Origin of the sequence: Nostoc sp. DedQUE05 (assembly GCF_034530955.1) — a bacterium.
GTDB lineage: Bacteria > Cyanobacteriota > Cyanobacteriia > Cyanobacteriales > Nostocaceae > Nostoc.
Map to the genome: position 1 here is coordinate 65,369 of NZ_JAVRCB010000021.1, position 11,800 is coordinate 77,168.

The window sequence follows — 11,800 nt, forward strand, 5'->3', positions numbered from 1 at the left end:
GTCACTAATATCGTAATGTTTGATGACTAATGTGGTAAAATTACTCACTAATATCGTAATGTTGGTGACTAATATCGTAATGTTTTGGCAGTTGCTTAAGTCAGGTTGACAGTAATAGTCATCTGCCTTGGTAATTAATTCCTAATGTTCTTGAGGATAACACTGGATGGGTGGGCGATCGCTGCGATCGTGAGTTAGGCGAATCAGATTGCTGCAACGCACTGTCAACAATTCAAGGTGCGTTCTTGAATTATGATACAAATACGTTGGTAGGGGCACAACATGTTGTGCCCCTACGCGAAATCTATATGTATCAGGGTTATAGTGAAATGGTATTAGCCTACGGCGTAACGCACACTATATCTACTGATTTTAGGAATGGAAAGGGCAACCACCTACAGTTAATTTCTGAAGAAAGACATTATTATCAAAATAATGCTCTAAAGACTCAATCTTCAAATCATCAGTGACGCGAGCAATACTAACTCCGACGATTTCGATTGTTTCACCTGTGGGTGCATAGTCCTTATAGGAACCATTAAATGTTCCCCAATGTCGCCACTTAAAGGTAACATTAGGCGGCCCCGAAAGAACTTCTGTTAATTCCCAAAGGAAGCCATTGGGAAAGGCTGTATGAAAAACTTGAAATGAAGATTCAAAGGTTTCTGTTTCAGAGTCATATTGCTCAGTTTTACCCAAAAACAGGTTATAAGTACCTTCATCTGCAACATCCTGAGCAGTGAATTGTTGTCCGCCATTGGTACTCATTTTAAACTTCTCGGTAACAATCGAAAGCCACTGTTGAGGATTAGATTTATTAGAAGCTTCCATCTCAAAAGTGCGGACTAAGTTTTGAGCGATCGCTTCTAAAGAACCTTCTGGATGCTGAAATTTACTCTCTTGATGAAGAAATTCATTGGTGTATGAATAATCCGGGCGTTTTCCTTCTCGCCACTGTACTTCTTCATCACGAGCAATAACTATATCTCTATCTTGTACCCAGAGTGGCAATTCTGTTGTCTTTTCGCTACTCATACAAGCTAACTGACTATAAACATCGTTTTTCAGAATAAAGTTTTATGCTTATCAAGTAAATCGAAAAGTCCAAAAAAGTAAACAATATTCATAATCAACTCAATAAACTTGACTTATAGTACAAATCAGAATAATAGTAACTACATACATCTGAACACTTAAGCTATCCTATTTAACGTAAGTTTGACAAATATCTTTTTACATCAATTTAAGTTGCTCGATCATCACTACAAGGCAACAAATTGCTGTCCTTAAATCAAATCTAATTGCATTAAATTTCCTTCAGAAAAACCGAGACTGGAGTAAACTGGTTTACCCAATGGCGAGGCGTTAAGAACCACCCGCGTGCAATCGATCGCTTTTAAATATTCAATTGCTCTATTAGTTAAAGATTTGGCAATTCCTTGTCTGCGGTAAGATTGTTCGACATAAACGCCCCAAATATATCCAAATTTGCGGTATTCATCTTTGAAAACATTCGGGTATAAACCTGCAAAAAGTTGACAACTTACAGAACCCACAACTGTATTATCAACCTCTGCAATAAAAGCCTTGTAAAACAAATCTCGACGCGCATCTTCTAGAAATTGGAGGGTAATATTCTGCCACTCCACAAGTAGATTACTCTCATCAACACCAATATCTAGCCACATTTGATAAAAGTGTTGTGCAATCACTGAATCTTCTTTGCTGGTGGCTTCTCTGATAGTTATATGTTTTTCTGTCAGCATAATTTCCAACAATTTTTTAGAAATCACAAATAACTCCTCCCCAAAGTTGGCTACCGTGTACACAGAAGTCGAATTACCCCCCTTAATCCCCCCTTGGCAAGGGGGGAAACAAGAAAATCTATCTAGTTCCCTCCCCTTTGCAAGGGGAGGGTTAGGGTGGGGTAAAACCCTGATTAATCAGCTATTTCAGACTTGTGTGTACACCGTAGCTAAAGTTGGAGAAGAGTTTGTTAGCATCAGCTAAAAACTGGCAGTTTCACAGATTCCGATCTTAGACTTTCTGTGCAGTTACTTCCTCTGGCTTTTCTTGAGTTTGCAAAGATGCATACAACCTATTCAACGCATTTACATAAGCTTGCGCGGATGCCACGATGATATCTGTATTGGCTGCATGACCAGAAAACACTTTAGACTCATAACGTAAACGAATCGTCACTTCGCCAATGGCATCAATACCGCCTGTTACTGACTGCACAGAAAACTCAATCAACTGGTTGGGTACATTCACCACACGGTTGATAGCTTTGTAAACTGCATCCACTGGCCCAGTACCGATCGCAGCATCGGTTAATTCTTCACCTTCTGGGGTGCGCAGAGTAACTGTAGCGGTGGGACGGGCGTTGCTACCACAGGAAACTTGCACCAACTCTACCCGGAACAAATCGGGTGCTTGTTGGATTTCATCGTTAACGATCGCTTCCAAATCCCAATCGGAAATTTCTTTCTTTTTATCTGCTACTTCTTTGAATCTGACAAATGCTTTGTTTAATTCAGTATCCGACAGTTCAAAGCCCAATTCTTTCAACCGAGTCCGAAAAGCATTTCTCCCGGAATGTTTGCCCAAAACGATTTGATTGTCTGTTAAGCCAATCAATTGGGCATCCATAATTTCGTAAGTTAGCTTGTTCTTTAATACACCATCTTGGTGAATTCCAGACTCATGGGCAAAGGCATTCGCCCCCACGATCGCTTTATTTGGTTGTACCAACATTCCCGTCAAATTGGAAACTAAGCGTGAGGTTTTGTAAATTTGTCGGGTGTCGATATTTGTCAGCGATTCTTGAGAATCTTCTGGTCTGCCGAGATAAGGGTTAAAATATTGCCGCCGCACGTGCAACGCCATTACCAATTCTTCGAGTGATGCATTGCCGGCGCGTTCGCCAATGCCATTGATCGTACATTCTAGTTGCCGTGCGCCATTTTTTACGGCTTCTAAAAAGTTAGCAACTGCCAAGCCTAAATCATTATGACCGTGAACGGAAATAATCGCTTGGTCGATGTTGGGGACATTTTCGATAATGCCTTTAATTATGGCTCCAAATTCGCTAGGGGTTGTGTAACCTACGGTATCGGGAATGTTAACTGTTGTTGCACCAGCTGCGATCGTTCGCTCTAACACTTGGTACAAAAATTCTGGATCGGAACGAGCCGCATCCATCGGCGAAAATTCCACATCTGTCATGAAAGATTTGGCATAAGCGACCATTTCTTCGGCGATCGCTAACACTTCTGCCCGTGACTTTCGCAATTGATACTCTAAATGAATATCAGAAGTCGAAATGAATGTGTGAATTCTGGCATTAACTGCTGGTTTTAATGCTTCCGCAGCCGCTTCAATATCTGCTTTAATCGCTCTTGCCAAACTACAAATGACCGGGCCATTTTCTGTCCCGACAATTTGAGCAATTTTCTTGACTGCTTCAAAATCTCCGGGACTAGCAAACGCAAAGCCTGCTTCAATTACATCTACACCTAGACGCGCTAATTGCTTGGCAATAACTAGCTTTTCGTCTATATTCAAAGTCGCTCCCGGACACTGCTCTCCATCTCGCAATGTTGTATCAAAAATGATGATTCGATCTGTTTTGTTTCTCATTTGCCGTTTGTTGTTTAGTGTTTAGTGTTTACTTGTGGCTTAATATATCTTCAACCCTAGTTTTTCTTTTACTCTTATTTTTGTAAATAATTGTTAAAGCTACTAACCTTCAGTTTTTTCTATTTGATCTCTGATATCATTTAAATCTATATATCTATCTGTAGCATTGCGTAGTTCTCTAGCAATCATTCCTTCTGTTGATACTACCGTTATATGTGTATTTTTTGAGCGTAATAGTTCGATTGCTCTTTCAAAATCTCCATCACCACTGAATAATACTACTCGGTCATACTGGTCTACTGTATTAAACATATCTACAACAATTTCAATATCTAAATTCGCTTTTTGCGAGTAACGACCTGACGTATCATCATAATATTCTTTCAGAATTTTAGTTCGTACTGTATATCCTAGACTAATTAGAGCGTCTCTGAAACCTCGCTGGTCTTGTGGATCTTTTAAGCCAGTGTACCAGAAGGCATTAATTAATGTTGTTTCTGATTGCTCATGTTTGAAGTATTCTAAGACTCGTCGCGGGTCAAAAAACCAGCCATTTTTTTGTTGAGCATAGAACATATTGTTTCCATCTACAAAAATAGATAGACGATTCATTGGAGAACCCATACAAATTTACACCTAATAATATATATGAATTTAGATGGAACAATAGATTATAGCAATTTTCAAATGCCTTGTTTGCTAATATCTATAACGTAGTTCTTTATCTATAGCTTTTATCCTACCTCTTTCAAGACATAAAAACGCTTGCAATATTGGAGTTGAGATCCAGGATGTTAACCTGATTCACCCAGCACAGCAAGAGCCACGCGGCGATCAAAATCCACCCAGAAAATTGACCCAATAACAGCATTCATCGCTGCATAACCCTAAAGTTTACTCCTAAAGAGGTATCACATCGGCTTAAGGTAAGATATAAATTAAACCCTATATTTCGCTAAAGCTGTCAGTATCAGGACACGCTTTGTGGAGATTACCAACATTGCGCCAGAGACAGAAGACAGCCTTGGACTGCTTATGGTAAGGCACCCAGTTAGTAACGTACTTGTTGGTTAGGTTAGGGTAAAATCTTGCCAGAACCAAATGCACTGGTAGAGTATATCCGACTCCGATCTATGAGACAATCACTACTTGTAACTCATTCACCAGAAAAAGAATAAATTAAGTAGTGGTTGAGTAAGAATTTTTTGGGGGCTGGCTCTGCCAATAAAATTTTGTTGATGAATAGAAGATACTTTACAAATGTATAAGATTATCATTTAAGTCTTATTTCAATGTGCTTACACTAAAACGCGGTCTGAATAAATAAAAGTGTTGGACTAAAATCAATCAGTAACACGATATGGCAGAAGAACCTACATCTACCTTAACTAAAAACTATGTCTCTACTGCCAATAGACTGTCAAGTAAACCAACAAAAGTGACTTCAACAGCATCTGCTCGCCACTCTCGCTGGATGGTTCGCTTAGGTCATCTACTGGCAGGTACTTGGGCAATTGGGGGCGCACTATTGAGCGCTTCTGGTGGGGAATCGGTTCAATTGATGGAAAATCAGGTGCTTTCTGGCTTTTTTCAACTGCGCGGCCCGATCGCGCCTCCAGAAGACATCGTAATTTTAGCAATAGACGACCAGTCAATATCGGTTCCCGAACAGTACTATAAAACAGATCCGAAACAGTATGCCTACTTAGAAACACTGAAATCTTATCCTTATAAACGGGCTGCATACTCCCAGGTAATTACAAAATTAATCGAAGCAGGTGCCCGCGCTGTAGCATTAGATGTAGTTTTTGATACAGCAAGCAGCTATGGAGTTGCAGACGATCGCCAATTTCAGGCAGTACTGCAAAAATATGGCAATAAAGTTACCTTAGCAGCCGTTTACGAAAACTCCCAGACGCACCAAGGGTCTTTTACGCAACTGACAGACCCACAACAAATGTTTCGTACAAAGTCAGTATCCATTGGTTCAGTTAATTTTCCTTTAGAAGTAGATGGAAAAGTTCATCGATTAGCGAGTGAGTATCCCAAATTATTAGGTGAAGATAATTTATTTACCAAAAAGCGACTCTCTTTTGATGAAGCCGCGCTGAAGGCAGCGCAAGTAAATTATCCCCGACCAAAAGGCGATCGCATTTATTTTTGGGGGCCTGCGGGTACATTTGAGCAAAAACCTTTTTGGCACGTACTCGATCCGCAAAACTGGAACAGCTATTTGCAGCAAGGAAAGGTGTTCAAAGACAAAATCGTGCTGATTGGTGCAACAGATCGGTTACATAATGATTATTATCCAGTTGCTGGTAGTAATAGTACTGAACCGATGTCAGGGGTGGAAATTCACGCCAATGCGATCGCCACTTTGATGACAGGAAAAGCGATCGCCCCAGGAATTAAGAGTCCACCATTGCAGGGTTTGTTTGTGCTAATGCTAGTTGGCAGTTCAGCCTTGATGATTAGCAGACGCAAACGTAGCATCCATAGATTTTTCTATAGCCTCGCTTTGTCTGGCGCTTGGGGAGGAATTAGTTATGGGTTATTTGTCTATGGTCAGTTAGTTTTTCCCACTAGCGTACCAGCGATCGCGATCGCCATGACCGGAATTTCCTATTTGGCAACTTCAGTCATCAGAGAAAGCATCAGAAAACGCCAATTAGTAGACATTTTTCAGAAGTATAAAACTTCACCCGTTGTCCAAGAGATTATCAGCCAACAAGATGACTTCCAACACCTAATCCAGCAACGAGATTTAGCCTTATCAGGGAAAGTCTTGGCAAGACGCTACAAAATTGTCAAAGTTCTCGGTTCCGGTGGATTTAGTGAAACCTACATTGCCGAAGATACCCAACGTCCTGGAAATCCGCGATGTGTTGTCAAACAACTAAAACCAGCCAACACCAAACCAGAAGGATTGCAACTTGCCAGACGTTTATTTCACTCAGAAGCACAAACACTAGAAAAATTGGGAAGGCACGCTCAAATTCCTCAACTTTTGGCCTATTTTGAAGAAGATGAAGAATTTTATTTAGTCCAAGAACAGATAATTGGTCATCCTTTAAATCAAGAACTTCCAGCAGGTAGAGCAATTGATGAAATTGCCGCGATCAAAATCATCAGGGACTTATTGCAAACATTAACATTTGTCCATGAAAACCACGTGATTCATCGGGATATTAAACCCAGCAATATCATCCGGCGACACTCAGACGGAAAACTGGTGTTGATTGACTTTGGAGCCGTTAAAGAAGTCGGCATCAAACAGCTCGATCCTCAAGAGTCCACCCCTTTCACCATTGGTATTGGTACTCAGGGTTACGCACCAAGCGAACAATGTTTTGGGCGTCCACAGTACAGTAGTGATATCTATGCAGTTGGCATGGTTGGGATTAAAGCCTTGACTGGTGTAGCACCCCGTGAGCTAGATAGAGACGCTAAGGGGGAAATCAAATGGAGAGATGCCTACGGCGGTAAACTACGCACTCAGGTCAGCCACTCCCTAGCTCAGATTCTCAGTAAAATGGTGGTGGCTGACTTCAAAGAGCGATATCAGTCTGCATCAGAGGCTCTTAAGGATCTTGAAGCTATTAAAGCTCTTGACAATTTGGTAAATTTCCAACAGAGAGACTATATTCCAGAAGATGACTTATTAATGAATACTTTAGACGATTTAGACATACCCACAAAATCTTACTCAGAAGGACAAGAAACTTCCAAATAAAAAAATCTCCAATCACTCTGGAAACTGTTCTTAAGTAGGCAAAGCCAAATCTGATAGTTGTATTGGATACAAAAATTTGAATATTTTATACCAGTTTGAAAAAATAATGCGACAAATAGACTATTTGTAGAGACGCGATTCATCGCGTCTTTACTCAAAGATGTGTTGCAATCATTAATTGAACTGGTATTAATTTTTGGAGTTGTCAAAGTATAATCGGGCAGGAAAATAGGAAAATGAGAAGAAAGATTTCCCCCTTCTCATTTGTGGCTTTTTCACTCAGTCCTGCACATGATTTAATTTAACGACAGAAATTCTTCTCCTGTCGTGGGATGAATGCCTATTGTTTCATCCAAATCTTCCTTGGTAATGCCCTTGCGAATTGCCACACCTAAACTTTGAATGATATCTGCTGCATGTTCGCCCACCATGTGAGCGCCCAAAACTTGCCCAGAATCACTATTTACCACTAACTTTATAGTGGTTGGCTCATCCTGTTCGATCATCTGATACAACAGTGGTTGGAACTCGGTGCAGTAGCATTCTACAGATTCACCAAATTTTTCTCGTGCTTTCGCCTCCGTCATCCCCACACTAGCCGCTTCTGGACGGCAAAAAACAGCAGTGGGCACATAATCATAATTTAGTTTTTGCGCCTTGTTCCCAAAAACTGTATCGGCAAAGACAATACCTTCTGCCTTAGCCACTGGAGTCAATTGCACGCGGCTGGTGCAGTCACCCACAGCAAAAATGTTTTCTTGACTGGTGCGACTGTATTCATCTACTTTGATTGCACCATCTTCGCCAAGTTCAACATGGGCATTTTCCAAACCAAGATTCTTGGTATTTGGAGCGTAACCTGTGGCAACTAAGATGGTATCTGCTGTAATTATTTCTTGGCTCTCACCAGTAATAGTTAACAACAAACCTTCTTCTGAGTATTTGATTTCTTGAACAGTGCTATTGGTGAAAAACTTAATTCCGCGTTTAATCAACCCCTGTTGTACAGCAGAGCAAATGCGATCGTCAAACCCCGATAAAATCATCTCGTCTTTTTCAATCACCGTCACCTCGCAACCGAAAGCGTGCATCATACTGCAAAATTCTACGCCAATGTAGCCGCCGCCAATAATTGCTAAACGTTTTGGCAGATAGGGTAGCTGAAACATCTCGCGGGATGTGATGGCGTATTCTATACCTGGGATTTTGGGCTTAAGGGGTTGTCCTCCCACAGCAATTAAAATTTTGTCGGCTGTAACTTTGCGTCCATCAATATCGATCGTATGGGTATCGATGAAAGTGACACGTTGAGAAATTAATTCAATTCCAGCTTTTTGCAATTGCTGAAAATAGGATTGGTTAACGCTGTCAATATGCTGATGTACTGACTTAATAAATAATGTCCAGTCAAAGTATGTTTGACAGTCACTCCACCCATAACTCTGTGCGATTTGATTTTTGAGGGCGAAGTCAGCAGCGTAGACAATCAGCTTTTTTGGAACGCAGCCGCGATTTACACAGGTGCCACCAATAGCTTCTTGTTCGGCAATGGCGACACGTACACCATAACTAGCGGCTTTTTTAGCTGCTGCCAATCCCCCAGGCCCAGCACCAATGACAAACAAATCGTAATCAAATGTCATAAAAATCTGTTCCTTTTTCACTTTTTGGAATGCAGAGCTATTTCATACCTTATAGTTATTCACACAAAACTTCATCTACTGTCTTTGGGTGGACAATTTGGGATGAAACCTGGCTAATATTTCGCAGATTGCCGCATTAATAGTATTAAATCGAAAAGAATAGCGATCGCCCAATGATTACTAAGTTATATTACACTTTATTGACAAATAAAGTATTTTATCATGAGCAAAACTTAGAAGTGCGATCGCTGACGACAAGGTGTAACCCATTGCCTAATTTGGGCAGCAGCCATGCTAGAAAACAACTGGAAATGCGATATTTACAGACAATTATGGGCAATCAAGTAAAGTTTGCATCTCCTCTGCATCCCTTGTCATTCCCAAACGCTCAAAACTATTAATAGCCTGAGTTGATAATTGGCAGGCTTTCTGGACACTTCCCCACCTTCTCTCCCAACGGGCAAGAGAACGTTGATAACGAGCCAAACGCCGTTTATTATTGCTACTTTCGGCGACAGTTAAGCCTTTAATTAATAGCTTTTGAGCTTCATCGCGATCGCCTTGGTCGATGGCAATATCAGCAAGCCAATTTTGAGCAGAATTAATCACCCGATGCCAATTTATTTTTTCTGCACTTTTCATCACATCTTGAAATAGCTTCTTGGTTGAAAAATATTCCCCTTCTGAATAAAAGATTTCAGCCCGATGATAAAGAACCGGAATAAAATAGCGGATGTGCTGTCGCCCGTCTAGATTCGCCTCGATCGCTAATTTTTCTTCTACCGTTAGCCAGTGGCGTGCATCTATATAATTATTCTGTCTGATTCGCAGTCTAGCCATACTTTCGGCTAAGTCAGCTTGAACGCATGAATCTGCATGGTCGCGTAAAACCCATGCCCGCTGCAATATTTCGTCTGCTTGTGTGAGACTTTGAGGCGAACACTCCCGAATTAACAGCCAGGTTTTGCGGATCATGAACTTCACCAAAGATGACCATTCACCACGTAGTTCTGATTGTTCTATCAGCCATTGCAACCAATCAAGGCGATCGTCCCAATAAGCATAGAGATTGGCGTAGTGGTTCAAGAGCAACCACAAATCCCTAACTTCTGCATAATGGTCTTGGTTTTTACACCAATAAAGTACTGCCCGTAGATTTCCTTCCTCTTCCTTTAACCTGTCGTAATGTATCCAGTTCTCCCAATCTTCTCCGCCGTATCTGTAAGCAAAATTTAGATACCATTTCACCCACCGTTTCCGTGCTTCTTTCTCAAAATCTGGGTAAGCAGCTAATTGTGCTAAGGCATACTCACGAGTCAGAGACAGCATTTCGTATCGTTTAGTCTCTGAGTTCAGATTCACTAATGAGAGTTGCTGCAAACGTACCAGGCCATTATTGACAGAATCAGGAGCAGATGTCAGTCCAGCTACTTCAGCCACAGCTGCTTGGATGGGAGAGTCAGGAAAAATCGCCAATGACATTAGTAACTTGTGGGGTGGCTGTCCCTTGATATTTTGCACTGATTCATCAAAGCAAAAACGAGCCACATCGCCTGTAGCGGAGGCTAACTGCTCCAATACGAAGTTCAAAGAGTAGCCACTGGAGACTTGACCGAGTGCGTAGACAATAGCGAGGGGGATTCCTCCAGTGCGATCGTAGAGCAAGCTAGAGTCTGCATCTTGGATAGTTATACCTTTCTCTTCAGCTTGTTGCTGAATCAACTGCAAACCATCATTCAGAGGCAAGTTTCGCAGACTGATTGGTAGCAGGGCAATTCGTTCGCGGGTAGTAATTACTACTTTGACGCAAATGGGTAAATTGTATAGGAATTCTATAACCTCATCCCTGTCCTCTATAGTCTCCATATTGTCCACAATTAGAAGCGTTCGCTGTTTAGAAAGACATTGGCGGACACGCTCAAATTGGTCATTGGGAGGAGATTGAATAATAGTAGAGTCGTTTAAGGCATTGGCAATCACCCGAAAAATCTCGCGCAGGTTACGCTGTCCTTGCTGCCGTTGCAAAATCATATCGGGAATCAGTTCTTGTTGTTTGGCTGAAGTGAAAATAATCGCATCAAATTTAGGTGCATCAGAACTGTTTTCGTTACTAGCTTTTAAGCACAGGTAAGCAGCTGCTAACACCAGCGCCGTTTTCCCTACGCCACCAATACCATGAACTGTAATCATGTGAGCGCCATGCTCTGGCGAAAGGCGTTCCAGTAGCTTTTTCATATCTGCCTCGCGCCCAATAAATTCTGTGTAGGTTGGTGATGGCAGATTGTGAGGGATAGAGGTGCTTTCGCTACTAGATGCAGCAACACCTCTGCGATATCCATATCTCTCAAGAATATAAATAAGGTTGCTCGATCTGACGCTGTTATCGGGTTCTCCTGTCAAAGTTTCAATATCTCGATAGATATTGCTCAATACTACTCTTACACCAGCGTTATCTTTGTACAAGTCCTGACTTATCTTTGTCAAGCTATACCCACATAGCAACCCAAGTAACAGGTCTTTCTTGGTATTTTGTCTGTATCGCTTTTGAATTTTAGACTCCAAGTCAGTCAGTAAACGATCTATATCCCAGTCGTGTGAAACCTTTTGATACCAGTTTTCCGACAGATTCCCACCATCTGACTGATCTGACATAAATATCACCTATTTGTCTTTAATTAAATGTTTTATAATGAACATTTTAACGGCAAAATTTTGACATATTCTATAAACAACTATTAAATCCACAAGTATTAACATTTTAGTAACTTTTGAGTTGCTGTTA

Annotated in this window: 8 protein-coding genes; 1 reads left to right on the forward strand and 7 read right to left on the reverse strand. The window is 41.1% G+C overall.

What is annotated here, in order from left to right:
* Positions 1–141: 141 nt before the first annotated feature.
* The 5 genes from RMZ42_RS17290 to RMZ42_RS17310 form a co-directional block, all read right to left on the reverse strand.
* Positions 142–279 carry a hypothetical protein gene (locus tag RMZ42_RS17290; protein ID WP_322672538.1) on the reverse strand — a complete coding sequence of 46 codons (138 nt, stop codon included), beginning with the start codon at positions 277–279 and terminating at the stop codon, positions 142–144.
* A gap of 93 nt (positions 280–372) precedes the next feature.
* A complete protein-coding gene (locus RMZ42_RS17295) occupies positions 373–1,035 on the reverse strand; it encodes an ester cyclase (RefSeq protein WP_322672539.1) in 663 nt (220 codons plus the stop codon).
* Positions 1,036–1,286: 251 nt separating this feature from the next.
* Positions 1,287–1,793 carry a GNAT family N-acetyltransferase gene (locus tag RMZ42_RS17300; protein WP_322672540.1) on the reverse strand — a complete coding sequence of 169 codons (507 nt, stop codon included), beginning with the start codon at positions 1,791–1,793 and terminating at the stop codon, positions 1,287–1,289.
* 244 nt (positions 1,794–2,037) lie between these two features.
* Positions 2,038–3,642, reverse strand: a complete 1,605-nt coding sequence (locus RMZ42_RS17305) for a 2-isopropylmalate synthase (protein WP_322672541.1) — start codon at positions 3,640–3,642, stop codon at positions 2,038–2,040.
* 102 nt (positions 3,643–3,744) lie between these two features.
* Positions 3,745–4,266 (reverse strand): NYN domain-containing protein, encoded by a 522-nt coding sequence (locus RMZ42_RS17310; RefSeq protein WP_041565194.1) that lies wholly within the window; start codon positions 4,264–4,266, stop codon positions 3,745–3,747.
* 736 nt (positions 4,267–5,002) lie between these two features.
* Here RMZ42_RS17310 and RMZ42_RS17315 point away from each other — a divergent pair.
* Positions 5,003–7,375, forward strand: coding sequence for a CHASE2 domain-containing serine/threonine-protein kinase (locus RMZ42_RS17315; RefSeq protein ID WP_322672542.1), 2,373 nt, complete (start codon positions 5,003–5,005; stop codon positions 7,373–7,375).
* Between the two features lie 296 nt (positions 7,376–7,671).
* Here RMZ42_RS17315 and gorA read toward each other — a convergent pair whose 3' ends face one another.
* Positions 7,672–9,018 carry a glutathione-disulfide reductase gene (gene gorA / locus RMZ42_RS17320; RefSeq protein ID WP_322672543.1) on the reverse strand — a complete coding sequence of 449 codons (1,347 nt, stop codon included), beginning with the start codon at positions 9,016–9,018 and terminating at the stop codon, positions 7,672–7,674.
* 330 nt (positions 9,019–9,348) lie between these two features.
* Positions 9,349–11,670 carry an NB-ARC domain-containing protein gene (locus RMZ42_RS17325; protein ID WP_322672544.1) on the reverse strand — a complete coding sequence of 774 codons (2,322 nt, stop codon included), beginning with the start codon at positions 11,668–11,670 and terminating at the stop codon, positions 9,349–9,351.
* Positions 11,671–11,800: the final 130 nt, after the last annotated feature.

What these genes read in the sequence shown, in the direction of transcription:
- RMZ42_RS17295 (WP_322672539.1), bottom strand. Translation starts at nt 1,035, where the DNA reads ATGAGTAGCGAAAAGACAACAGAATTGCCACTCTGGGTACAAGATAGA.
- RMZ42_RS17305 (WP_322672541.1), bottom strand. Translation starts at nt 3,642, where the DNA reads ATGAGAAACAAAACAGATCGAATCATCATTTTTGATACAACATTGCGA.
- RMZ42_RS17310 (WP_041565194.1), bottom strand. Translation starts at nt 4,266, where the DNA reads ATGGGTTCTCCAATGAATCGTCTATCTATTTTTGTAGATGGAAACAAT.
- RMZ42_RS17315 (WP_322672542.1), top strand. Translation starts at nt 5,003, where the DNA reads ATGGCAGAAGAACCTACATCTACCTTAACTAAAAACTATGTCTCTACT.
- gorA (WP_322672543.1), bottom strand. Translation starts at nt 9,018, where the DNA reads ATGACATTTGATTACGATTTGTTTGTCATTGGTGCTGGGCCTGGGGGA.
- RMZ42_RS17325 (WP_322672544.1), bottom strand. Translation starts at nt 11,670, where the DNA reads ATGTCAGATCAGTCAGATGGTGGGAATCTGTCGGAAAACTGGTATCAA.